Here is a 21,907-nt window from a genome sequence, read left to right as displayed (position 1 = left end):
TGGCAGAGCACACAGCGCTCGCGGTCGAGCAGCACCTGGGTGCTGATCGGCAGCGGCTTCGGGTACTCCCGCTTGTGCTCGTGGAACCGCGAGTCCGTCCGGCCGGTGGACATCGCCTGGTTCTGCAGCGGGCACTCGCCGCCCTTGTCACACATCGGGCAGTCCAGGGGGTGGTTGAGGAGCAGCAGCTCCATCACCCCCTCCTGGGCCTTCTTGGCGACCGGGGAGGTGAGCTGGGTCCGCACCACCATGCCGTCGGCGACGGTCTGGGTGCAGGAGGCGACCGGCTTGCGCTGGCCCTCCACCTCCACCAGGCACTGCCGGCAGGCGCCGGCCGGGGCCAGCAGCGGGTGGTCGCAGAAGCGGGGGATCTCGGTGCCCAGCTGCTCGGCGACCCGGATCAGCAGCGCCCCCTTGGGGGCGGTGACCTCGACGCCGTCGATGGTCAGCGTGACGGTCTCGGTCTGCTTGGCTACGTCGGTCATCAGTGCGCCCCTACCAGGGTCTTCTCCGACAGCTTCGGAGCGGTACGTCCCTCGATGTAGTCGAGGTAGTCCTGCTTGAAGTACTTCAGCGACGAGGTGACCGAGCTGGTCGCGCCGTCACCCAGACCGCAGAACGAGCGGCCGAGGATGTTGTCGCAGGTGTCGAGCAGGGTGTCCAGGTCCTCGTGGGTGCCCTGGCCGGACAGGATGCGCCGGTAGACCCGGACCATCCAGTAGTTGCCCTCCCGGCACGGGGTGCACTTGCCGCACGACTCGTGGTGGTAGAACTCCAGCCACCGGTAGGTCGCGTACACCGGGCAGTCCTGGTCGGAGAAGATCTGCGTGGCGGTGGTGCCCAGGATCGAGCCGGCCCCCGCCACCCCCTCGAAGTCCAGCGGCACGTCCAGGTGCTCGGCGGTCAGCAGCGGCGTCGACGAGCCACCCGGGGTCCAGAACTTCAGGTTGTGCCCCGGCTTCATCCCGCCGGCCAGCTCGATCAGCTCGCGCAGCGTGATGCCCATCGAGCACTCGTACTGGCCCGGGTTCGCGATCCGGCCGGACAGCGAGTAGATCATCGGGCCGGACGACTTCTCCGTGCCCATCGTCTTCCACCAGTCCGCGCCACCGAGCACGATGTACGGCACGCTGGCGATGGTGCCGACGTTGTTGACAACGGTCGGGCTGGCGTACAGGCCGTGGGTCGCCGGGAACGGCGGGCGCAGCCGGGGCTGGCCGCGGAAGCCCTCCAGCGAGTCCAGCAGCGCGGTCTCCTCACCGCAGATGTACGCCCCGGCGCCGGAGTGCACCACCAGGTCCAGGTCGAACCCGGAGCCGAGGATGTTCCGGCCGAGGTAGCCCTTGGCGTACGCCTCGGCGACCGCGCTGCGCAGCCGCCGCGCGGCGTGCACGGCCTCACCGCGGATGTAGATGTACGCCCGGTTGGCCCGGATCGCGTACGAGGCGATGATGACGCCCTCGACCAGCGAGTGCGGGTCGTAGGTCATCAGCGGCAGGTCCTTGCAGGTGCCCGGCTCGCCCTCGTCGGCGTTCACCACCAGGTAGTGCGGCTTGCCGTCGCCCTGCGGGATGAAGCCCCACTTCAGGCCGGTCGGGAAGCCCGCGCCGCCACGGCCGCGCAGCCCGGAGTCCTTGACCAGCTGGATCAGGTCGTCCGGGTGCGCCTTGAGCGCCTTGCGCAGGGCGGCGTAGCCGTCCAGGTTCTCGTAGGTGCCGATCCGCCAGGCGTCCGGCGACAGCCAGCGCTTGGTGAGCACCGGCGTGAGCTTGGCCAGCGTCTCCGGCCGAGGCGTGGTCACTTGCGGACCCCCGATCCGTTGGCGTCCGCCGGGTCGGCGCCGTCCGCGCCCGTACCGGCCTCCGCTTCCTTGAGGTTGCGCTCCTGCGCGCCGGCCGCGTCGCCGGCGGGCTTGCCGTCGCCGGCCGGCGGGTTCGCCGCCGTGCCGGCCGCCTCCGCCGCCTGCGCGTCGCGCGGCACCGGCGGCGGGCCGTCCACCGGGATCTTGGTGCCCGGCGCGTCCGGTACGGCGGTGGCCGCGTCCGGCTGCCGGGTCTCGGCGGTACGCACCTGCGGCGACTTGGCGTCCGGCGCCTTCACGTCCGGCGCGGTGCTGCCGGTGGCCGCCTCCGGCAAAACCTGCTCGGCGGCCTTGGCCGGCTCGGGCGCGGGGGCCGGCTTCGCGGCCTCGGCCTTCGCCTTCGCCTCGGCGGCGGCCCGGTCGGCCTCGGCCTTGCTGCGGATCGGGGTCTTCGGGTCGAAGCCCGGCACCGAGACGCCGTGCTGCTCGGCCAGGCGCAGGCCGCGCAGGCTGGGCTCGCCCGGCCCGCCGTCGGCCACCGCGCCGTCGCGCTCGTCGGCGAAACCGGCGAGCTGGACCGCCATCTCCTTGAGCGTGCACAGGCGCGCGCCCCGGGTCGGCATCGGCCGGCCGCCGGCCCGCAGCTCTTCGACCACGTCGAGCGCGCCCTGCGGCTCCACGTTGTCGAAGAAGTCGTAGTTCACGGTCATGACCGGGCCGTAGTCGCACGCCGCCAGGCACTCGGCGTGCTCCAGGGTGATCTTCCCGTCGGCGGTGGTCTCCTCGTGCCCGACGCCGAGGTGCTCGGCCAGGGCGTCGTAGACCTTCTGCCCGCCGAGCACGTCGCACATGGTGTTGGTGCAGACGCTGACCAGGTATTCACCGGTGGGCTTGCGCTTGTACATGGTGTAGAAGGTGGCGACGGCGCCGACCTGGGCCTTGTTCAGCCCGAGCACCTCGGCGCAGAACTCGACACCGGCCGGGGAGACGTACCCCTCCTCGGACTGGACCAGGTGCAGCAGCGGCAGCAGCGCCGAGCGGGACCGGTCGGCCGGGTACCGGGCGATGATCTCCCGCGCCCGGAGCCGGGTCTCTTCAGTGAACGTGCTCATCGGTCACAACCACCCATCACGGGGTCCAGCGAGGCGCCGCCGGCGATCACGTCGGCGATCAGGCCGCCCTCGGCCATCGCCGGGAGGGCCTGGAGGTTGACGAAGCTCGGCTCCCGGTAGTGCACCCGGTAGGGCCGGGTGCCGCCGTCGGACACCGCGTGCACGCCGAGTTCGCCACGGGGCGACTCGACGGCGACGTACACCTGGCCCGGCGGGACCCGGAAGCCCTCGGTGACGAGCTTGAAGTGGTGGATCAGCGACTCCATCGACTGACCCATGATCTTCGCGACGTGCTCCAGGGAGTTGCCCATGCCGTCGACGCCGATGGCGAGCTGCGCCGGCCAGGCGATCTTCTTGTCGGAGACCATCACCGGGCCCGGCTTCAAGCGGTCCAGCGCCTGCTCGACGAGCTTCAGCGACTCCCGGATCTCCGCGACCCGGACCAGGTAGCGGCCCCACACGTCACCGTCGGTGTGGGTCGGCACGTCGAACTCGTACGTCTCGTAGCCGCAGTACGGCATGGTCTTGCGCAGGTCCCAGGCGAGGCCGGCGGAGCGCAGCACCGGGCCGGTGACGCCGAGCGCCATGCAGCCGGTCACGTCGAGGACCGCCACGTTCTGCGTCCGCTCCAGCCAGATCGGCTGACCGGAGAGCAGGTTCTCGTACTCCTTGAGCCGCTTCGGCATCAGCTGGAGGAAGTCGCGGATCTTGCGGATCGCGTCGTCCGGCACGTCCTGCGCCACGCCGCCCGGCCGCACGTACGCGTGGTTCATCCGCAGGCCGGTGATGGTCTCGAAGATGTCGAGGACGTACTCCCGCTCGCGGAAGCCGTACAGCATCATGTTGATCGCGCCCAGCTCCATGGCGGTGGTCGCCAGCCAGACCAGGTGCGACGAGATCCGGTTCAGCTCCATCATCAGCACGCGGATGGTGTTCGCGCGCTCGGTGATGTCGTCGGTGATCCCGAGCAGCTTCTCCACCGCGAGCGCGTACGCCGTCTCGTTGAACAGCGGGGAGAGGTAGTCCATCCGGGTYACGAACGTCGAGCCCTGGACCCAGTTGCGGTACTCCAGGTTCTTCTCGATGCCGGTGTGCAGGTAGCCGACGACCGAGCGGGCCTCGCGGACCGTCTCGCCCTCCAGCTCCAGGACCAGCCGGAGCACGCCGTGGGTGGACGGGTGCTGCGGGCCCATGTTGACGACGATCCGCTCGTCGTTGATCGGGTCCGTGCCGGAGACGACCTCGTCCCAGTCCCCGCCGGTGACGGTGAAGACCTTGCCCTCGGTGGTCTCGCGCTCGGTCGCGTAGTTAGACGTGGTCACTGGTACGACCTCCTACGGTCCGGCGGCGGGATTTCCGCACCCTTGTACTCGACCGGCACGCCGCCGAGCGGGTAGTCCTTGCGCTGCGGGTGACCCTCCCAGTCGTCCGGCATGAGGATCCGGGTCAGGGCGGGGTGGCCGTCGAAGACGACGCCGAACATGTCGTACGTCTCCCGCTCCTGCCAGTCGGCGGTCGGGTAGACGGCGGTGACGCTCGGTACGTGCGGCTGCTCGGCGGAGACCGCCACCTCCAGCCGGACGATGCGGCGGTAGGTCATCGAGGTCAGCTGGTAGACCACGTGCAGGCGCCGTTCCGCGCCCAGGTAGTCCACGCCGGACAGCGACGAGAGCAGCTCGAAGCGCAGCGACAGGTCGTCGCGCATCACCTGGCAGACCTCGGCGATGCGCTCCGGGCGTACGTGCAGCGTCAGTTCGCCCCGGTCGACCACGACCTTCTCGATCGCGTCGTTGAAGTCCGGGTACGCCTCCTCCAGCGCGTCCCGCACCTCGTCGAAGTAGCTCCCGTACGGGCGGGTCGCCTCCTCGATCGGCTTGCGCTGGCGGACCAGCCCGCCGTAGCCGGAGACGTCACCGGTGCCCTGGTTGCCGAACATCCCCCGGCCGGCCGGGCTGGCCGGCGGGTACTCGGCCGGAGCGGTGGAGCTGGCGCCGACCGGGGTGGTCGGCACCGGCACCCCGCCGTCGTTGGTCTTGTCGTTGCTCATTTCGGGCCCCTATGCGACGCCTGAAGGTGGTTCTGCGCCTTCATCCAGTTCTCGATCCGCAGCTGCTCCTCGCGCCCCTCGCGGACGGCCTTCGTCCACTCGGCACGGCGGGCCTTGTCGCTGCGGTACGACGAGGGCATCGAGCCGTACGGCACGACCGGCACGTCACCGCGCGCCTGGCGGGCCTCCAGCATCTTGCGGCCGTTCGGGCCCAGCGGCTCGTGCATGATCTTCTCGCGCAGCTTGAGCACGGCGTCGATGAGCATCTCCGGCCGGGGCGGGCAGCCGGGCAGGTACATGTCGACCGGGACGACGTGGTCGACGCCCTGCACGATGGCGTAGTTGTTGAACATGCCGCCGCTGCTGGCGCAGACGCCCATCGAGATGACCCAGCGGGGCTCGGCCATCTGGTCGTAGATCTGGCGCAGCACCGGGGCCATCTTCTGGCTCACCCGGCCGGCCACGATCATCAGGTCCGCCTGGCGGGGCGAGGCCCGGAAGACCTCCATGCCCCAGCGGCCCATGTCGTAGTGCGGGCCGCCCGCCGCCATCATCTCGATGGCGCAGCAGGCCAGACCGAACGTCGCGCCCCAGACCGAGGTCTTCCGCGTCCAGTTGACCAGCTTCTCGACGCTGGTGAGCAGGACGCCGGAGGGGAGTTTCTCCTCGATGCCCATCTGCTACCTCCTCAGTCCCAGTCCAGGCCGCCGCGACGCCAGACATAGGCGTAGGCGACGAAGACCGCGACGATGAACAGGACCATCTCCACGAAGCCGAAGATCGGCAGAGCGTCGAAGGAGACCGCCCAGGGGTAGAGGAAGATGATCTCGATGTCGAAGACGATGAAGAGCATCGCCGTCAGGTAGAACTTGATCGGGAACCGGCCGCCGCCGACCGGCTGCGGGCTCGGCTCGATGCCACACTCGTACGCCTCGAGCTTGGCCTTGTTCAGACGCCGCGGGCCGGCGAGTCGGGCAGCGGCCACGGAGAACAGCGCGAACGCCGCAGCGAGGGCGAACAGCCCGATGATGGGTGCGTAAGGAGAGAGCGTCATCGTTGTCCCCTGCTCGTCCTTCCCTGACCTCGGTGGTTGGCCAAAATCACACTATTCACGTCCCTGAGACCTCGGTCGTCGGGGGGTCGATCTCTGTCCGGCTCGTGGTCGGTCGTCTTCTACACGGCCGGGGCCACCTTCGTCATCGCGTTGATGACCCGGTCCATCGCGTCCCCGCCGCGCGGGTCGGTCAGGTTGGCCAGCAGCTTGAGCACGAAGCGCATGAGCATCGGGTGCGGCATGCCGTGCTTGGTCGCCATCCGCATGATCTCGGGGCGGCCGATGAGCTTCACGAACACGCCGCCGAGCCGGTAGTAGCCGCCGAAGCGGGCCTTCAGCTCCTGCGGGTACGCCATCAGCGCCCGCTCCCGTTCCGCGCCGGCCGGGCGGGCCAGCGCCTGCACCATGACCTCCGCGGCCATCTCGCCGGACTCCATCGCGTACGCGATGCCCTCGCCGTTGAACGGGTTGACCATGCCGCCGGAGTCGCCGACCAGCAGGACCCCGCGGGTGTAGTGCGGGACCCGGTTGAAGCCCATCGGCAGCGCGGCCCCGAGGGTGGGACCCTCCGCGTTGGACTCGTCGGTCATCCCCCACTCCTCGGGGGTGTTCGCGAGCCAGTCGGTGAGCAGCTTGCGGTAGTTCGTCTTGCCGAACGCCGAGGACGAGTTCAGCACGCCGAGGCCGACGTTCACCCGGCCGTCGCCGAGGCCGAAGATCCAGCCGTAGCCGGGCAGCAGCGCGTCGCTGCCCTTGGCCCGCAGCTCCAGCCACGACTCCAGGTAGTCGTCGTCGTGCTTGGCGGGCGAGCGGTAGTAGCGGCGGACCGCCACGCCGATCGGGCGGTCCTCCCGCTTGGCCAGCCCGAGGGCGAGCGGGAAGCGGCCGGAGACGCCGTCGGCGGCGACCACGAGCGGCGCGTGGAAGGTGGCGGGCTCCTTGTCCGGGCCGACCTCGGCCTGCACGCCGATCACCCGGTCGTCGGCACCGAGCACCGGGCCGAGGACGTTGACGCTGGTGCGCAGCTTCGCCCCGGCGGCGACGGCCCGCTGCGCGAGCAGGTCGTCGAAGTCGAGCCGGGTCCGCACGAGGCCGTAGTTGGGGAAGCTCGCCAGGTCGGGCCAGTCCAGCTCCAGGCGCACCCCGCCGCCGATCACCCGCAGGCCCTTGTTGTGCAGCCAGCCGGCCTCGGGCGAGGTGTCCACGCCCATCCGGATGAGCTGGCGCACGGCCCGGGGCGTGAGCCCGTCGCCGCAGACCTTCTCCCGGGGAAACTCCGTCTTCTCCAGCAGCAGCACGCGTACGCCGTGCCGCGCCAGGTGGTACGCCGTGGCCGATCCTCCGGGACCGGCGCCCACGACGATGACGTCGGCGTCGTTCTCCACCGCGGTCATCCGCGCCTCCTCCCGCATGCTCGTGAAATGCTTCACAAGCCCATCCGGATGGAGTCTATGACCGCTGTTACACCAGGACGCGTTGAGGGGGGCCTAACTTCGCGGAAACGGGCCGGTAGGCGGGCCGAAACCGGTCAGGGGCGAGCCGGCGCGGCCGGTCCGAGCCCGGCGTCGAGCCGGATCGCCTCGGGCAGGTGGTCACGCAACGCGCCACCTGCCGCACGGTCGAGCGCCGCCAGCACCTCGGCGACGACCTGCCGGACATCAGCGGGATCCGCGCCGGCCAACTCGCGGAGCTGGGCGATCAGCTCGGCGGCGTCGTCGTCGGTGGCGGCCTGGTCTGGTCCCGTCATGCAGGCGAGCCTACGGGGACAAAGTAGACCAGAACCGGATATTCACGAAATGACCGGCTAACGCCTGGTCGGCCGGTCAGTTTCGGACGGCCCGGTGCAGGGCCACCACGCCCCCGGTCAGGTTGCGCCACGCCACCCGGCCCCAGCCGGCCGCGCCGATCCGCGCGGCCAGCGCCGGCTGGTCCGGCCAGGCCCGGATCGACTCCGCCAGATAGACGTAGGCGTCGGGGTTGCTGGACACCGCGCGCGCCACGGCCGGCAACGACCGCATCAGGTACGACAGGTAGACGGTGCGGAACGCCGGGTTGACCGGGGTGCTGAACTCGCAGACCACCAGCCGCCCGCCCGGCCGGGTCACCCGGGCCAGCTCGCGCAGCGCCGCGTCGGTGTCGTTGACGTTGCGCAACGCGAAGGAGATGGTCACCGCGTCGAAGCTGGCGTCGGCGAACGGCAGCCGGAGCGCGTCCCCGGCCAGCAGCGGCACCGACGGGCGGGTGCGCTTGCCCGCGTAGAGCATGCCCAGCGACAGGTCGGCGCCGACCGCGTACGCCCCGGAATGGGCCAGCTCCTCGGTCGAGACACCGGTGCCGGCGCCCACGTCGAGCACCCGCTCGCCCGGTGCCAACCCGAGCGCCGCCCGGGTGGCCCGCCGCCAGGACCGGTCCTGCCCGAAGGAGAGCACGGTGTTGGTCAGGTCGTAGCGGGCCGCGACACCGTCGAACATCGCGGCTACCTCGTGCGGCTGCTTGTCCAGGCTGGCGCGCTGGCCCTGCGGGGTACGGCTCACCCCTCCACTCTGCCAGCCGCGCCGCTCCCGTCCCGCCCCGGGTACGCGAGAGGGCGGGGTGGTCGCCCACCCGCCCTCTCCGTGTCCACGGTGACGGTGTCAGTCCTCGGTGCGCTCCTCGCCCGGCGTGACGAGCACCACCTTGCGGCGCCGGGACAGCATCATCAGCGCCACACCGGCGGCGACCACCGCAGCGCCGATCCCGCCGATCAGGCCGACCTGCATACCGGTCACCGGCAGGCCACCGCCGCCGGTGCCGCCACCCGCGCCACCACCGGAGGTCGGCGTCGGCACCGCGGTCACGCTGCCGGTCGGGGTCGGCTGGGCGGTCGGCGTCGAGGTCGGCTCAGCGCTCGGCGTCGGGCTCGGGGTCGACTGCGGGCTCTGGTCGACGAAGACGTCGAACTGGGCGGTGTTGTCGCCGTCGTCGGCCTCGGAGAACGCGCGACGCTGCGCCGAGGTGGCGGCCTTCGGCTGCTCCTCCGGCGTGCCGGAGGCCGCCTCCAGCCCGGCGGCCCAGACGAAGCCCGGCCGGAGCAGCTTCTCGGTCACGTCCGCGCCGACCTTCACCCGCACGTCGGCGGTGTAGTACTGGCCGGGCTTGAGCACCGCGCCCAGGTCCTCGCAGTACGCGTTGGCGAAGCCGCCCAGGTCCTGCTCGACGCAGCCCTCGGGCAGCTCGGCGAAGGTGACACCGGCCGGCAGCGTGATGCCGTACGCGACGCCCGTGGCGTTCTCGCTTCCGTCGTTGAACACGGCCCAGTCCAGCGGCGCGGTCTGGCCCGGCCGGACCGGGCGCAGGTTCGCCTCACCGGCGTCGTCGCCGTCGACGACCACGTCGGCGTACACGTCCTGGACCCAGGTGGTGAGGTCGTAGCCGGGGTCGGTGACGGTGATGTCGTGCTCGACCGTGTCCAGCACGCCGGCGCCGTTGGCCGCGCTGATCGACACCGTCAGCGTGCCCGCCCCGCCCTTGCCGCCGGTGGAGAACAGCGGGATGCCGAAGTCCTCGGTGGTCCCGGCGGGCACGTCGCCCAGCAGGCAGGAGAAGGCGGTGCCGCGGATGTCGCAGCCCTTCGGCGCCAGCACGCCGACCTTGCCGGGCTTGAGGTCCTTCGTCTCGACGGTGACCCGGACGCCCTTCGCGTCGACGGTCCCGGCGGCGTTGTTCACCTGGAACTTGAACGGCTTGGCCTTCGCCTCGGTGACGCCCTTGGCGAGCTGGTAGCTGAGCGGGATGAGCTGGAGGTCGGCCTTGTCGGCGGCGTACGCCGGGCCGGCGACCGCGCCGAGGCCGGCGGTGGAGAGCAGGGCCACCACGCCGGCGCGCGCCAGCGTGGACCGGTAGCGGAAGGTCATGGTTCCCCCGGGGGTAGGGACGTGCCGATCAACGCACGGAACGAAGGGACGGTACCGGAGCGACGCATCGCCGCGCCAGCGTCGTACGGTGGGAATTCCCATCGATTCGACAGACGGCAGGGGCGGGATGGTCACCCATCCCGCCCCTGCCGCGGTGCGTTATGTGAACGGCCCTCATGGGCCGATGGAGGACGACGGTCCCCGACGGACGCCGCCAGCGTAATGGCGTCGCCGGCTTGCCGGGCGGTGCTCACCCGGGTCGCCGCCGACCTGTTACCTGCCTGCTCGCGGCCCGGATCGGTGGTGTCGCGCGGGCAGGCTAGCCGCCGGTGATCACGCAGGTGAAGACCCCTGGCGGAAGCTTCACCGGAAACGGGCGGAGCTCCGGCCGCACGACGGGAGCCGACCGGCCGAACGGGGGAACGAGATCAGTTGACCTCGACCAGCGGCAGCGACTTCCCGGCCCCGCCGCCGGGCAGAGCGATCGACGAGAAGTGCGAGACCACGCGGTCGTCGCTCGGGTCGTCGGCGGGCGTGTGGTGCACCGCGAGCCGGTTGTAGAGCGTGTCCCGCTGGGCGGGGATCCGGTCGGCCGACCGGATCATGCCGATCAGCTCGTGCAGGTTGGAGCGGTGCCGGGCCCCGGCGGAGGAGATGACGTTCTCCTCCAGCATGATCGAGCCGAGGTCGTCCACGCCCATGTGCAGCGCGAGCTGCCCGACGTCCTTACCGGTGGTCAGCCAGGACGCCTGCAGGTGCGGCACCGTCTCGAAGAACAGCCGGGCCACCGCGACCAGCCGCAGGTATTCCAGCGTGGTCGCCTGGGTGCGGCCCTTCAGGTGGTTGTTCTCCGGCTGGTACGTCCACGGGATGAAGGCCCGGAAGCCGCCGGTGCGGTCCTGCACGTCGCGGATCATCCGCAGGTGCTCGATGCGCTCGGCGTTGGTCTCGCCGGTGCCCATCATCATGGTGGCGGTCGACTCCAGGCCCTGCCGGTGGGCCAGCTCCATGACCTCCAGCCAGCGGGCGCCGGACTCCTTCAGCGGCGCGATCGCCTTGCGCGGCCGGTCCGGCAGCATCTCGGCGCCGGCGCCGGCGATCGAGTCCAGGCCGGCGGCCTTGATCCGGGCGATGGCCTCGTCCAGGCTCACGCCGGAGACCTTCGCCATGTGCAGGATCTCGCTCGGGCCGATCGAGTGGATCGCGAGCTGCGGGTACGCCTTCTTGACCGAGGAGAACAGCTCCTCGTAGTACTCCACGCCGTAGTCCGGGTGGTGGCCGCCCTGGAGCATGACCTGGGTGGCGCCCAACTCGACCGCCTCGCCGCAGCGGCGCAGGATCTCCTCGGTCGGGTGGGTCCAGCCCTCCTTGTGCTTGGGGGCCCGGTAGAACGCGCAGAACTTGCACGCCGTCACGCAGACGTTCGTGTAGTTGATGTTGCGGTCGATCAGGTACGTGACGATGTTGTCCGGGTAGCGGCGCCGCCGTACCGCGTCGGCCGCCTCGCCCAGCGCGTGGAAGGGCGCGTCGGTGTAGAGCAGCAGCGCCTCCTCGGGCGTGATGCGCCCGCCGTCCGCGCCGCGTTGCAGGATGTCGTCGATCTCCCGGTTCGCCGTCACACTCCCGAGCGTACGTCGCGGGCCCGACGGCGGGAAACGCCACTCCTCACCCGGTGACGAGAGACCCACCCGGTCAGGGCATCCCCGGACTGGCCACCGGCAGCCCGATCGCCCTGGCCGCCTCCAGCAGCCGCTTGTCGTACGTGACGAACGCGACGAACTCGGCCGCCGCCTGCCGGGCCAGGACCTCGGCGGTGGCGAGGTGGACGGCGTCCAGGCTGCGCAGCATCGGCTCCGGGTACGCGCCCGCCGTCGCACGGACCGTGGCGTCGATCTCGACCCGGTAGAGACGTCCCAGCACCGAGGGGACACCCACCAGCGCCTGTGGAGCGGCACGACGCAACGCCCGCGGCACCTCCACCTCGACGAGAGCCGACGACACCAGCGCGGTGCCGGCGCGCTCGTTCAGCCAGCCGAGCAGATCCGGCGTCTCCGCCTCCCGCCGCAGCATCTTGATGACCGCCGCCGAGTCGAGGTAGATCACCAACGCTCCTCGTCGCGTGCCTCGACCAGCGCGGCCGCGGCGTCCACCGTGGGATCCCCGAGCACCGGCGGCATCGGGACCGGGCCGGTCGTGGTCGGGGCCGTGGCCCGGCCCTCGGCCACCAACCGGCCGAGAAGCGCGTCGCCGGCCAGCACCGGGACCAGGCGGGCGATCGGCTCACCCCGATCGGTCACCTCGACCGTCTCACCGGCGCGCACCCGCGCCAGCACCCGGCTGGTGTGCTGGTTCAGCTCCCGGACGGCGATCTGCTCCATCAGGCAAGTGTAGAACGTAACGTTCTACCCGTCACGGATGGTGGTCGACCCGAAGCGCCACCGCGGGAAGCGGAGCGCTGGCGTCGCCCGTCTACGCTCTCGGCGTGTCAGTCGTATCGCCCCCGCCCACCCCCGTACGCGTGGCCGGCGCCCGCTCCGCCCTCTCGTCCCTCACGATGACCGCCGTGCTCGTCGGCTTCGGCCTCGCCGTGATCGTCGTGACCGCGGCGGTCGGCCACCTCACCGTGGGACTCCCGATCGCGGTGCCGATCTCCGTCGGCCTGGTCGGCTGCCTCGCCTTCGCGGTCGGCCTGCGCCTGCTGCACCGGGGCTGGTGGCTGACCCTCCTGTCGGTGCTGCCGGCCCTGTTCGTGCTGGTGGGCGCCGTCCAGCTCGCCCCCGAGTCGGTGCTCCGGGAGCGCGGCGTCGCCCAGCAGGTGACCATCACCGACGTGCAGACGGCCGGCAAGCGGCACGAGTTCGCCCTCCAGGGCGACGCCGGCCGGCTGGACGAGCCGCTGGTCTACCGGGGCAGTTCCCCCGGCTACCGGGTGGGCCAGCGGCTGACAGTGGTCGTCGACCCGCGTGGTGAGGTGGAACTGACCGACGCGCGGGACGTGGACCCGGACGGAAAGCGGGGCATGCTCGTGTTCGGCGCGGCGGGATGGACCCTGTTCGCGCTCGTCGGCGGGTGGCGCGGCCACGTCAGCCGGGCCCGTGGCCGCGCCGCCACGGCACCGCCCGTGGTGATCTGAGCGGCGGCGCCGCTAGGCGTCGTAGTCGACGGTCAGCTCGTCGGTTACGGGACTCGACTGACAGGTCAGTACGTAACCGGCGGCCACCTCGTCCGGCTCCAGCGCGTAGTTGCGCGCCATCGTCACCTCGCCCGCCGTCACCTTGGCCCGGCAGGTCGAGCACACCCCGCCCTTGCAGGCGTACGGCAGCTCGCCGCGCACCCGCAGTGCCGCGTCCAGCACCCGCTCGTCCCGGCCCATGGTGAAACTGGACGAGCGCCCGTCCAGCACGATCGTCACGTCGGTGCCCGCGCCGGGCCGCTCGACCTCACGCCGGACCGGCTCCGGCGGGGCGTCGACGTGGAACAGCTCGGTGTGCACCGCCGCGTCCGGCACGCCACGACCGGCCAGCACCGCCTTGGCGTCCACCACCATCCCGTACGGGCCGCAGAGGAACCACTCCTCGATCTCGTCCCCCGGTACGACGGTGTCGAGCAGCCGGGTCAGCCGGTCGGCGTCGATCCGCCCCGACAGCAGCGCCGACTCGCCCATCTCCCGGGACAGCACGTGCACCAGGTGCAGCCGGGTCGGATAGCGGTCCTTCAGGTCCGCCAGCTCCTCGGCGAACATCACCGAGTTCGCCGTGCGGTTGCCGTACACCAGCGTGAACGTGCTGCGCGGCTCGGTCGCCAGCGCGGTCGCGGCCAGGCCGAGGACCGGGGTGATGCCGGAACCGGCGACCACCGCGCCGTACCGGCGGACCCGGTCCGGGGTGAACGCGGAGGTGAAGTGGCCCAGCGGCGGCAGCACCTCGACGGTGTCGCCGCCACGCAGCGCGCCGCAGGCGTACGCGGAGAACGCCCCGCCCGGCACCTCACGCACCCCGACCCGCAACCGGCCGTGCCGGGCCAGCTCGTCGGGGGTGGAGCAGATCGAGTACGACCGCCGCACCTCCCCGCCGTCGGCGTCGGCCGGGCGGCGGACGGTGAGGTGCTGCCCGGCGGCGAACGCGAACGTCTCGCGCAGCTCCTCCGGCACCGCGAACGTGATCGACACCGAGTCGTCGGTGAGCCGGTCCACGGCGGCCACGGGCAGCGGGTGGAAGACCGGCCGGCGGCGAACCGGCCGCGTGATGGTGACAGTCACAGCGCCTTCAGGTGGTCGAAGGGTTCGGAACAGGAGCGGCAGCGCCACAGCGCCTTGCACGCGGTCGAGCCGAAACGGCTGATCTGGGTGGTCTCCGGCGACCCGCAGCGCGGGCAGCGTACGGCCAGCGTCAGCGGCACCACCGTGTCGTCGCCGCGCGGCGCGGGCGGGGCGATGCCGGCGGCGGCGAGCTTGGCCCGGCCGGTGTCGGAGATCCAGTCGGTGCTCCACGCCGGGTGGTAGACGGTGCGGACCTCGGCGTCCGGATGCCCGGCGGCGGCCAGCGCCCGGCGGATGTCCGCCCGGATCACGTCCATGGCCGGGCAGCCGGTGTAGGTGGGGGTGATCGTGACGACGACCCGGCCGGTGCCGGGCTCCTCGTCGACGGCGCGCAGGATGCCCAGCTCGTCGATGGTGATGACCCGGATCTCCGGGTCCACCACCGCCGCCGCGGCGTCCCTCGCGCTTGTCACCAGCTCGCTCCGGGGTGGGCGCGGTGCAGCACCTGCATCTCGGCGAGCAGGTACGAGAGGTGCTCGGTGTGCAGGCCGTCCCGGCCACCACCGGGCGTCCAGCCCGTCTCCGGGCGGGTGAGCGTCGCCTCGTCCAGCACAGCGGACACGGTGGCGTCGAAGTCGGCCCGAAGGGTGGACGGGTCGACCGGCGCCGCCGGATCCGGGTTGAACAGCTCGTGGACGTACGGCCACACCTCGTCGACCGCGTCCTGCATGCGCCGGTGCGACTCCTCCGTGCCGTCGCCGAGCCGCTTCACCCACAGCGCCGCGTGGTCCAGGTGGTACGCCGACTCCTTGCGCGCCTTCGCGCCGACCGCCGCGAGCCGTTCGTCCGCGCAGCCGGCCAGCGCCGTGTAGAGCGGCACCTGGTACGCGGCCAGGAAGAACAGCTTCGCCATGGTCACGCCGAAGTCGCCGTTCGGCAGCTCGACCAGCAGGCAGTTGCGGAACTCGCGGTCGTCGCGCAGGTAGGCCAGGTCGTCCTCGTCGCGGCCGGCGCCCTCCAGCTCGCCCGCGTACGTGAGCAGCAGCCGCGCCGCGCCGAGCTGGTCGAGGGCGATGTTCGCGAGCGCGATGTCCTCTTCCATCTCCGGCGCGCGGGAGGTCCACTCACCGAGGCGCTGCGCCGCGATGAGCGCGTCGTCGCCGATGGCGAGCGTGAAGTCGAACCGGCTCATAGGTGCGCCGCCCCTTCGGGGACCTCGTAGAAGGTGGGGTGCCGGTAGACCTTGTCGGCGGCCGGGTCGAAGAACGAGTCCTTCTCGTCCGGGCTGGACGCGGTGATCGCGCTCGCCGGCACCACCCAGATGGATACGCCCTCCTGGCGGCGGGTGTAGAGGTCCCGGGCGTTGCGCAGGGCCAGCTCGGCGTCGGGGGCGTGCAGGCTGCCGACGTGGGTGTGCGACAGGCCACGGCGGGCCCGCACGAAGACCTCCCAGAGGGGAGAGGACGAGCTGCTCATGCCGCCACCGACTCCTTTCGCTCCGCCCGCCTCGCGGCGTACGCCGCGGCGGCCTCCCGTACCCACGCGCCGTCGGCGTGCGCCTTGCGCCGGTGCGCCATGCGCTCCCTGTTGCACGGCCCGTTGCCCTTGATCACCCGCATCAGCTCGTCGTAGTCGGGCTTGGTGTAGTCGTACGCTTGGCGCTCGTCGTTCCAGCGCAGGTCCGGGTCGGGCAGGGTGAGGCCGAGCACCTCCGCCTGGCCGACGCACATGTCGACGAAACGCTGGCGCAGCTCGTCGTTGGAGAAGCGCTTGATCTTCCAGGCCATCGACTGGGCGCTGTGCGTCGAGTCGCCGTCCGGCGGGCCGAACATGGCAAGTGACGGGTACCACCAGCGGTCCACCGCGTCCTGAGCCATCGCCTTCTGCGCTTCGGTGCCGTGCGCCAGCGTGTGCAGGATCTCGTAGCCCTGCCGCTGGTGGAACGACTCCTCCTTGCAGACCCGGATCATCGCCCGGGCGTACGGGCCGTAGGAGCAGCGGCACAGCGGCACCTGGTTGACGATCGCCGCGCCGTCCACGAGCCAGCCGATCGCGCCCACGTCGGCCCAGGTCAGCGTCGGGTAGTTGAAGATCGAGCTGTACTTCTGCCGCCCGTCGAGCAGCAGGTCCACCAGCTCGTCGCGGCTGATCCCGAGCGTCTCGGCCGCCGCGTAGAGGTAGAGGCCGTGGCCGGCCTCGTCCTGCACCTTCGCCAGCAGGATCGCCTTGCGCTTGAGCGACGGCGCCCGGCTGATCCAGTTGCCCTCCGGCTGCATGCCGATGATCTCGGAGTGCGCGTGCTGCGCGATCTGCCGGATCAGCGTCCTGCGGTACGCCTCGGGCATCCAGTCGCGGGGCTCGATCTTCTGGTCCGCGTCGATGACGTCGGCGAAGTACGCCTCGACGTCCTCGTCCGGTGCCGGACCGCCGCGCCGCGCACGCGCCGCCGCTTCGCGCAGCGCCGCCTCCGCGGCCTCCACTTCGCCGAGCAGGCCGCCGCCCGGAGCGTCCTCCGGCGGAGCGAAGTCATTGCCATACATGTAGCTAGTGTTACAGCTCGGCACGATTGACACCAGAGGGTGTAACAGCATTCGCGAGCCGCCTTCCACGACCGGACAAGCGCCTGCCGTCATCGCCAGCAATCGGAGAGTGACTGTGATGTCGATCACTCAATGAAGGTGAAACCTCCCAAGGCTGGCAAAGCACGTCAATAACCCGCCCTTCCCACCAAGTCGGCGGGTGTCGAGACCTGGCATATCGACAGTCCGGAAGTAGACTTCCCCCGGCAAGCCGTTCGGCTCCAAGATCGTCACCGTTCAGGCCAACGTCCCCCGGCCTTGTGGCGACCGGAGCGAAACCTGCGGAAGCGCCGGTCCCCCCGGCCATACATCTGGAGTTCACCACTCATGCGACCTCGCGTGACCATGGTGCTCGCCATCGTGGCGGTCCTCGTCGGTGGCGTCATGCTGGTGCCCGCCGCGTACGCCAAGTTCGCCGGCGGCAGCGGCGAGGGCGGCATCGGCGGCGGTGGACAGGTCCCGGCGCCGAGCCCGACCGCCCCCGCACCGCCGACGCTCGCCAACGCGCCGGTCTCGGTGAAGTTCGAGGGCGAGTTCTTCTCCTGGGCACTGATGGACCGCGAGACGGGCACCGTCACCGGCGCGAAGAACATGAACCAGACCAGCTCCACCGAGTCGATGCTCAAGGCCTGGATCGTCGCGGACTACCTGCGCCAGCTCGGCGAGAAGGAGCCGAGCGACGACCTGAAGAAGGCGGCGATCCTGGCGATCCGGGACAGCGACGACGACGGCGCCAACCGGGTCTACCGGGCGGCCGGCGGCTCCTACAAGCCGCAGCCGGGCGGCAAGCCGGACCCGGTCATCGCGCGCGCGATCCGGATCTGCGGCCTGACCGACACCAGGCCCGGCGACGTGCCCGACTACGAGGGCTGGTGGAGCTTCACCGAGATGTCCCCCCGGGACGCCGTTCGCCTCGGCGACTGCATCGCCGACGGCCGCGCCGCCGGGCCCAAGTGGACGAAGTGGCTGCTCAGCGAGATGACCAAGGTGGCCGGCAGCGTCAAGCAGCAGGAGGAGCGCTCCGGCGGCGGCCGGTGGGGCATCATCGACGGCCTGCCCGCGACGATCAAGGCGCAGGGCCCGGTGCACATGAAGAACGGCTGGACGCGGCTCGCCTACGACGGCAACTGGCACGTCAGCTGCTTGGCGTTCACCGACAAGTGGAGTCTCTCGGTCATGATGCGCTACCCGGCCAGGGCCGGCCTGTCGTACGGCGCGAAGATGTGCGCCAGCGTCGCCACCCAGCTCGTGACGCCGCAGCCCGGCGCCGCGCTCAAGGTGCCGCAACAGCCGGCCGGGAAGCTCTGATGGCCGGCGCCCGGCGTCGACCCGGCAGCCATCGCCGCCCGCTGGCGTTCAGCGCCCTGGCAGTGGTTCTCCTCGGACTGCTCGGCCTCTCCCTGCGGGTGATCCCCGGCTCGCCGCTGGAGGCCACCGCAAGCTCGCACCCCGAGCCGACCAACGAGCGGTCCGCCCGGCAAACCGTCGACCGCAACGCGCCGCGCGTCGCTCCCTCACCGGCGCTCACCCCGCTGCCGTTCCAGGAGAAGAACCTGGACAGCCTGAAGATCAAGGGCTGGTACGCCTGGTCCGTGCTGGACAAGCGCACCGGAAAGATCATCGGTTCCGCGAACATGGACGAGACCAGCACTACCGCTTCGCTGATCAAGTCCTGGGTGGTGGCCGACTACCTGCGCCTGCGCGCCGAGGACGGCAAGACGCCGAGCGAGGCGAAGCTGGCCGACGCCACGAAGATCATTCGCGACAGCGACAACACCCGCGCCCAGGAGTTCTACGAGAGCGTGGGCGGTTCCGACTCGATCGAGCGCCTCATCTCGATCTGCAAGCTCACCGACAGCGCGGTCGCCTCGGACGGCGGCTGGAGCCGCACCGAGCTGTCTCCCCGGGACACCGCCCGGCTCGGGCTCTGCATCGACGACGGCCGCGCGGCCGGGCCGAAGTGGACCAAGTGGCTGCTCAACGAGATGCGCCAGGTACGCGCCCCCGGTGACTTCGGCATCCGCAAGGCGTTCCCGGCCGCCCAGCAGAAGAAGATCGCCATCAAGAACGGGTGGATCGACCGGGACAAGGAAAAGGAGTACCACGTCAACTGCCTCGCCATCGGCGACACGTGGACGATGGGCGTGATGGTCCGCAGCCCGTTCGGTGTCGAGGGCGGCTGGGAGTACGGCATGGACGCCTGCGAACGGATCACCAAGGCGCTGCTGCGCCCGGCCACCTGATCCGCCCGGCCGCCCACCGCGGGGTCGGCAGCCGGGCCGCACGCTCAGCCCTGGAAGAACTCCGGACCGTCGGCCGGCAGCGCCGGCACCTCCCCGTACGCGGCCGCCCGGCGGGCGAACTCGCGCAGCCCGGCCACCTGCCGCTCACCGAGCGAGAAGTCCAGCGCCCGGAAGTACGTGGCGAGCGTGTCCGCGTCGAACGTCTCCCAGCGGGCCGCCGCCTCCGCCACCTGGTCCAGCTCGGCCAGGCACAGGTCACGCGAGCGCAGGAACGCCTCGTGCACCTCCTTGACCAGGCCGGGGTGGGCGGCGGCGAAGTCACGGCGTACCGCCCAGACGGCGAAGACCATCGGCAGCCCGGTCCAGTCGTGCCACGCCTGACCCAGGTCGGTCACCTCGAGGCCCTTGGCGGGCGCCTCGTACAGCGCGCGCAGCGCCACGTCGCCGATCAGCACCCCGGCGTCGGCCTCCAGCAGCATCTGGGTCAGGTCCGGCGGGCAGCGGAAGTACTCCGGCCGCACCCCGTGCCGCTCGGCGAGCAGCAGCTGGGCCAGCAGCACCCCGGTACGCGACGTCGAGCCGAGCGCGACCCGGGCGCCGTCCAGCTCGCCCAGCGGGCGGGTGGACACCATGTTCACCGAGAGCACCGGCCCGTCGCTGCCGACCGCCAGGTCGGGCAGGAGCAGCAGGTCGTCGGCGTGCTTGAGGAACTCCACGAGCGTGATCGGGCCGATGTCGAGGTCACCGGCGACCAGGTCGGCGCTGAGCCGGTCCGGCGAGTCCTTGTGCAGGTCGACGTCGATGAGCGCGCCGGACCGCATCAGCCCCCAGTAGATGGGCAGGCAGTTGAGGAACTGGATGTGCCCCACCCGGGGGCGGGCGATGCGATCGGCCATGACCCGACCGTATCGCCGCGACCTCTCCCCCGCCGCCGGGGGATCCGATGGAGTGGTGAACTCCGCACCCGGCGGTAAGGAAGGGCCCCTTGTTAACGCCTCCGGTAGCGGAAGGGGCCCTTCTTAACACCAGCTCACGCGGCCTCCGCCGCCACGGCTGCGGCGGGGACGACGGCGCGCTCGGCGCGTACCGCCCGGCGGACCGGCCCGGCCAGCGCCGCCACCACCAGCAGGCCGGCCACGCCGCAGCCGGCGATCAGCGTGCGCGGGCCGGCCACCTCCAGCAGCAGGCCCCCGACCAGGTAGCCGCCCATCGCGGCGCCCTGTGCCGCCGCGCCGAAGACCGCGAACGCCCGGCCCCGGGCCGCCTCCGGCACCCGCCGGGCCAGCAGGAGGTTGTTGAAGACGTTGTCGCCGCCGTTACCGACCCCGCCCAGCAACCAGATCGGCACGAGCAGCCACGCCGAGGGCACCGCCGCCGACACGAGCACCGCCAGGCAGCATCCGCCGAGCAGCACCAGCCCGGCGCCGAGCAGCGCGCCGTCGTCGGCGAGCCGGCGGGCGATCCGGGCGAACAGCCACGCGCCGAGCACGATGCCGAGCGTCCACGAGCTGGTGACCAGCCCGTACACGGTGGCGCTGCTGCCGAGCGTCTCCCGGATGAAGAAGACCTCGATCACGTTCACCGCCCCGACCGCGCCGATCACCGCGGCCACGCTGCCGACCGTCACCGTCAGCAGCGGGTCGCGCCGGAACCGCCACGGGGGCGCGACCGCCGCGGCGGCGCCGACGGTCACCCGGCGGCCACCCCTTCGGGTACGGACGAGCAGCCCGGCCGCCACCAGGGAGAGATAGCTGAGCGCGCCGAGGAGCAGCGGTACCCGGGTGCCGAACTGGCCGACCAGGAGCCCGGCCAACGCCGGTCCGGCGAGCGCGCCGAGTGTGCCGGCGGTCTGGTTGAGCGCGCCGGCCCGGGGCAGGTCCTCCGGCCGCACCATCACCGGCACCAGCGCGGAGATCACCGGCTGGGAGACCGCGAGGCCGGTGGCCAGAAGTGCCACCAGGGCGATCACCAGCGCCGGACCCGGTGCGTAGGCGAGCGCCAGGCAGGTCGCCCCCTGACCGAGCCCGGTCGCGATCAGCAGCACCCGGCTGTCCACCCGGTCGGCGAGACGACCGGTCAGCGGCGCGAGCGCGACCAGCGGCAGCGTCGCGGCGAGCAGCAGCCCGGAGACGGCGAGCCCACCGGCCCCGGCGGACTGGAGCGCGAGCGTGAGGGCGCTGGTGACCAGGAAGTTCCCGCAACTGGAGATGCCACGCGCGGTGGCCGCGAGCCAGACGTCCGGCCAGCACGAGGAGCCAGATGCGAAGGACATACTTCGAAAATAATCCTTCACACCTGGTGCGCGCAACCCCTCAGTCGATGGGCATCGCCCGGTACTGAGCCGCCACCGCACGGACCCCGGCGGGTGGATCGGCCCGATGCCGCCGCCGGTACGGCTCCATCAGCGCCTGGATCGCCTGGTTCAACTCGCTCAACTCCTCGGCGGTCACCAGCAGCACGCTGTCGCTGAACCAGGTCGCCGCGTACCACTCCGGCGACTCGTCCGGCGCGCGGCGCAACCAGTCCCGGACCCGCTGGGCGTCGCGGACCATRTGCGCCTCGACCAGGGCCGCCTCGGCGGCGCGTGCCTCCGGTTCGGCATCCGGCCCCACCTCGACGTGGAACGACGGATTCACCGCCTGCCACACCCGCTCCCGCGCGTCCCCCCGGCCGGGCGCCTGCCGGATCAGCCCGAACTTCGCCAGCTCACGCAGGTGGTAGCTGGTCGCGCTCGGCGACAGCCCGGCGATCTCGGCGCACTCGGTGGCCGTCGCACCGCCCTCCAGCGTGCCGAGATGTTCCATGATCGCCATACGGGCCGGGTGAGCCAGCGCCCGCATCACCTGCGGGTCGCTGATCGTCACTCGGCGCTGCTCGGGCCGCGCCTCGGTCATGCCCCAATGATCCCGCGCCGCCGACA

Annotated in this window: 25 protein-coding genes; 3 read left to right on the top strand and 22 right to left on the bottom strand. The window is 71.6% G+C overall.

The annotated features are described in order from the left end of the window. The 14 genes from A8711_RS17700 to A8711_RS17635 all read right to left on the bottom strand — a co-directional run. On the bottom strand, positions 1-485 hold a 485-nt coding region (locus A8711_RS17700), incomplete at its 3' end, for a 2Fe-2S iron-sulfur cluster-binding protein (protein ID WP_141707670.1). Beyond that, positions 485-1,801 carry an NADH-quinone oxidoreductase subunit NuoF gene (gene nuoF / locus A8711_RS17695; protein ID WP_043327309.1) on the bottom strand — a complete coding sequence of 439 codons (1,317 nt, stop codon included), beginning with the start codon at positions 1,799-1,801 and terminating at the stop codon, positions 485-487. The genes nuoF and A8711_RS17700, both read right to left, overlap by 1 nt. Further along, positions 1,798-2,913, bottom strand: a complete 1,116-nt coding sequence (gene nuoE / locus A8711_RS17690; RefSeq protein ID WP_043327311.1) for an NADH-quinone oxidoreductase subunit NuoE — start codon at positions 2,911-2,913, stop codon at positions 1,798-1,800. The genes nuoF and nuoE overlap by 4 nt, the downstream gene beginning before the upstream one ends. Beyond that, positions 2,910-4,235 carry an NADH-quinone oxidoreductase subunit D gene (locus A8711_RS17685; protein WP_043327313.1) on the bottom strand — a complete coding sequence of 442 codons (1,326 nt, stop codon included), beginning with the start codon at positions 4,233-4,235 and terminating at the stop codon, positions 2,910-2,912. Before A8711_RS17685 ends, nuoE begins: the two co-directional genes overlap by 4 nt. Then, complete coding sequence (locus tag A8711_RS17680) at positions 4,232-4,960, bottom strand: NADH-quinone oxidoreductase subunit C (RefSeq protein ID WP_043327315.1); 729 nt, start codon at positions 4,958-4,960, stop codon at positions 4,232-4,234. Before A8711_RS17680 ends, A8711_RS17685 begins: the two co-directional genes overlap by 4 nt. Next, positions 4,957-5,637 carry an NADH-quinone oxidoreductase subunit B family protein gene (locus A8711_RS17675; RefSeq protein ID WP_013283602.1) on the bottom strand — a complete coding sequence of 227 codons (681 nt, stop codon included), beginning with the start codon at positions 5,635-5,637 and terminating at the stop codon, positions 4,957-4,959. Before A8711_RS17675 ends, A8711_RS17680 begins: the two co-directional genes overlap by 4 nt. An 11-nt stretch (positions 5,638-5,648) precedes the next feature. Then, positions 5,649-6,014: an NADH-quinone oxidoreductase subunit A gene (locus A8711_RS17670; protein WP_013283601.1), complete on the bottom strand. Its 366-nt coding sequence runs from the start codon at positions 6,012-6,014 to the stop codon at positions 5,649-5,651. A gap of 119 nt (positions 6,015-6,133) precedes the next feature. After that, positions 6,134-7,408, bottom strand: a complete 1,275-nt coding sequence (locus A8711_RS17665) for a geranylgeranyl reductase family protein (protein ID WP_043330724.1) — start codon at positions 7,406-7,408, stop codon at positions 6,134-6,136. Positions 7,409-7,542: 134 nt separating this feature from the next. Next, the gene (locus A8711_RS17660; RefSeq protein WP_030500769.1) at positions 7,543-7,761 is read right to left on the bottom strand and encodes a hypothetical protein; all 219 of its coding nucleotides are present in this window, start codon (positions 7,759-7,761) and stop codon (positions 7,543-7,545) included. Positions 7,762-7,837: 76 nt separating this feature from the next. Next, positions 7,838-8,548 carry a demethylmenaquinone methyltransferase gene (locus A8711_RS17655; protein ID WP_064448431.1) on the bottom strand — a complete coding sequence of 237 codons (711 nt, stop codon included), beginning with the start codon at positions 8,546-8,548 and terminating at the stop codon, positions 7,838-7,840. Between the two features lie 99 nt (positions 8,549-8,647). Continuing rightward, positions 8,648-9,907: a cell wall anchor protein gene (locus A8711_RS17650; RefSeq protein WP_069088837.1), complete on the bottom strand. Its 1,260-nt coding sequence runs from the start codon at positions 9,905-9,907 to the stop codon at positions 8,648-8,650. Positions 9,908-10,335: 428 nt separating this feature from the next. Next, a complete protein-coding gene (mqnC, locus tag A8711_RS17645) occupies positions 10,336-11,526 on the bottom strand; it encodes a cyclic dehypoxanthinyl futalosine synthase (RefSeq protein ID WP_030500766.1) in 1,191 nt (396 codons plus the stop codon). A gap of 73 nt (positions 11,527-11,599) precedes the next feature. Beyond that, a complete protein-coding gene (locus A8711_RS17640; protein WP_043327321.1) occupies positions 11,600-12,010 on the bottom strand; it encodes a type II toxin-antitoxin system VapC family toxin in 411 nt (136 codons plus the stop codon). Continuing rightward, entirely contained in the window at positions 12,007-12,285 is a 279-nt protein-coding gene (locus A8711_RS17635) for a type II toxin-antitoxin system Phd/YefM family antitoxin (protein ID WP_013283593.1), read from the bottom strand. Before A8711_RS17635 ends, A8711_RS17640 begins: the two co-directional genes overlap by 4 nt. Before the next feature lie 104 nt (positions 12,286-12,389). On the opposite strand from A8711_RS17635, the gene A8711_RS17630 reads away from it, so the two are divergent. Continuing rightward, a complete protein-coding gene (locus A8711_RS17630; RefSeq protein ID WP_233607846.1) occupies positions 12,390-13,040 on the top strand; it encodes a hypothetical protein in 651 nt (216 codons plus the stop codon). Between the two features lie 12 nt (positions 13,041-13,052). On the opposite strand, the gene paaE is transcribed toward A8711_RS17630, so the two are convergent. Genes paaE through paaA form a run of 5 tightly spaced genes read right to left on the bottom strand, consistent with a single transcriptional unit; the run spans position 13,053 to position 16,705 of the window. Next, positions 13,053-14,165, bottom strand: a complete 1,113-nt coding sequence (paaE, locus tag A8711_RS17625; protein WP_069088836.1) for a 1,2-phenylacetyl-CoA epoxidase subunit PaaE — start codon at positions 14,163-14,165, stop codon at positions 13,053-13,055. Further along, positions 14,162-14,638 (bottom strand): 1,2-phenylacetyl-CoA epoxidase subunit PaaD, encoded by a 477-nt coding sequence (gene paaD, locus A8711_RS17620; RefSeq protein WP_069088835.1) that lies wholly within the window; start codon positions 14,636-14,638, stop codon positions 14,162-14,164. The genes paaE and paaD overlap by 4 nt, the downstream gene beginning before the upstream one ends. After that, entirely contained in the window at positions 14,635-15,357 is a 723-nt protein-coding gene (gene paaC / locus A8711_RS17615) for a 1,2-phenylacetyl-CoA epoxidase subunit PaaC (RefSeq protein WP_064448427.1), read from the bottom strand. Before paaC ends, paaD begins: the two co-directional genes overlap by 4 nt. After that, the gene (gene paaB / locus A8711_RS17610) at positions 15,354-15,641 is read right to left on the bottom strand and encodes a 1,2-phenylacetyl-CoA epoxidase subunit PaaB (RefSeq protein ID WP_064448426.1); all 288 of its coding nucleotides are present in this window, start codon (positions 15,639-15,641) and stop codon (positions 15,354-15,356) included. Before paaB ends, paaC begins: the two co-directional genes overlap by 4 nt. Continuing rightward, complete coding sequence (gene paaA, locus A8711_RS17605; RefSeq protein WP_069088834.1) at positions 15,638-16,705, bottom strand: 1,2-phenylacetyl-CoA epoxidase subunit PaaA; 1,068 nt, start codon at positions 16,703-16,705, stop codon at positions 15,638-15,640. The genes paaB and paaA overlap by 4 nt, the downstream gene beginning before the upstream one ends. 366 nt (positions 16,706-17,071) lie before the next feature. Between paaA and A8711_RS17600 the strand changes: the two genes are divergently transcribed. Both A8711_RS17600 and A8711_RS17595 read left to right on the top strand, forming a co-directional pair. Then, positions 17,072-18,052: a hypothetical protein gene (locus A8711_RS17600; RefSeq protein WP_069088833.1), complete on the top strand. Its 981-nt coding sequence runs from the start codon at positions 17,072-17,074 to the stop codon at positions 18,050-18,052. Next, entirely contained in the window at positions 18,052-18,987 is a 936-nt protein-coding gene (locus A8711_RS17595) for a hypothetical protein (protein ID WP_069088832.1), read from the top strand. Before A8711_RS17600 ends, A8711_RS17595 begins: the two co-directional genes overlap by 1 nt. A gap of 44 nt (positions 18,988-19,031) precedes the next feature. Here the strand turns inward: A8711_RS17595 and A8711_RS17590 are convergent, their stop codons facing one another. The 3 genes from A8711_RS17590 to A8711_RS17580 all read right to left on the bottom strand — a co-directional run bounded on the left by A8711_RS17590 (position 19,032) and on the right by A8711_RS17580 (position 21,881). Continuing rightward, positions 19,032-19,883, bottom strand: a complete 852-nt coding sequence (locus A8711_RS17590) for a menaquinone biosynthetic enzyme MqnA/MqnD family protein (RefSeq protein ID WP_030500756.1) — start codon at positions 19,881-19,883, stop codon at positions 19,032-19,034. A 134-nt stretch (positions 19,884-20,017) separates the two neighbouring features. Next, positions 20,018-21,259, bottom strand: coding sequence for an MFS transporter (locus tag A8711_RS17585; RefSeq protein WP_069088831.1), 1,242 nt, complete (start codon positions 21,257-21,259; stop codon positions 20,018-20,020). A gap of 40 nt (positions 21,260-21,299) precedes the next feature. Next, entirely contained in the window at positions 21,300-21,881 is a 582-nt protein-coding gene (locus A8711_RS17580; protein ID WP_043327342.1) for a helix-turn-helix transcriptional regulator, read from the bottom strand. Positions 21,882-21,907 lie beyond the last annotated feature (26 nt).

This window comes from Micromonospora sp. II (genome assembly GCF_001709195.1).
Classification (GTDB): Bacteria; Actinomycetota; Actinomycetes; order Mycobacteriales; family Micromonosporaceae; genus Micromonospora; species Micromonospora chalcea.
The sequence above is the reverse complement of the archived record's forward strand: the minus strand, read 5'-3'. Positions and strand labels throughout refer to the sequence as shown.

What these genes read in the sequence shown, in the direction of transcription:
- nuoE (WP_043327311.1), bottom strand. Translation starts at nt 2,913, where the DNA reads ATGAGCACGTTCACTGAAGAGACCCGGCTCCGGGCGCGGGAGATCATC.
- A8711_RS17680 (WP_043327315.1), bottom strand. Translation starts at nt 4,960, where the DNA reads ATGAGCAACGACAAGACCAACGACGGCGGGGTGCCGGTGCCGACCACC.
- A8711_RS17675 (WP_013283602.1), bottom strand. Translation starts at nt 5,637, where the DNA reads ATGGGCATCGAGGAGAAACTCCCCTCCGGCGTCCTGCTCACCAGCGTC.
- A8711_RS17670 (WP_013283601.1), bottom strand. Translation starts at nt 6,014, where the DNA reads ATGACGCTCTCTCCTTACGCACCCATCATCGGGCTGTTCGCCCTCGCT.
- A8711_RS17665 (WP_043330724.1), bottom strand. Translation starts at nt 7,408, where the DNA reads ATGACCGCGGTGGAGAACGACGCCGACGTCATCGTCGTGGGCGCCGGT.
- A8711_RS17660 (WP_030500769.1), bottom strand. Translation starts at nt 7,761, where the DNA reads ATGACGGGACCAGACCAGGCCGCCACCGACGACGACGCCGCCGAGCTG.
- A8711_RS17650 (WP_069088837.1), bottom strand. Translation starts at nt 9,907, where the DNA reads ATGACCTTCCGCTACCGGTCCACGCTGGCGCGCGCCGGCGTGGTGGCC.
- A8711_RS17635 (WP_013283593.1), bottom strand. Translation starts at nt 12,285, where the DNA reads ATGGAGCAGATCGCCGTCCGGGAGCTGAACCAGCACACCAGCCGGGTG.
- paaC (WP_064448427.1), bottom strand. Translation starts at nt 15,357, where the DNA reads ATGAGCCGGTTCGACTTCACGCTCGCCATCGGCGACGACGCGCTCATC.
- paaB (WP_064448426.1), bottom strand. Translation starts at nt 15,641, where the DNA reads ATGAGCAGCTCGTCCTCTCCCCTCTGGGAGGTCTTCGTGCGGGCCCGC.
- paaA (WP_069088834.1), bottom strand. Translation starts at nt 16,705, where the DNA reads ATGTATGGCAATGACTTCGCTCCGCCGGAGGACGCTCCGGGCGGCGGC.
- A8711_RS17600 (WP_069088833.1), top strand. Translation starts at nt 17,072, where the DNA reads ATGCGACCTCGCGTGACCATGGTGCTCGCCATCGTGGCGGTCCTCGTC.
- A8711_RS17595 (WP_069088832.1), top strand. Translation starts at nt 18,052, where the DNA reads ATGGCCGGCGCCCGGCGTCGACCCGGCAGCCATCGCCGCCCGCTGGCG.
- A8711_RS17590 (WP_030500756.1), bottom strand. Translation starts at nt 19,883, where the DNA reads ATGGCCGATCGCATCGCCCGCCCCCGGGTGGGGCACATCCAGTTCCTC.
- A8711_RS17585 (WP_069088831.1), bottom strand. Translation starts at nt 21,259, where the DNA reads ATGTCCTTCGCATCTGGCTCCTCGTGCTGGCCGGACGTCTGGCTCGCG.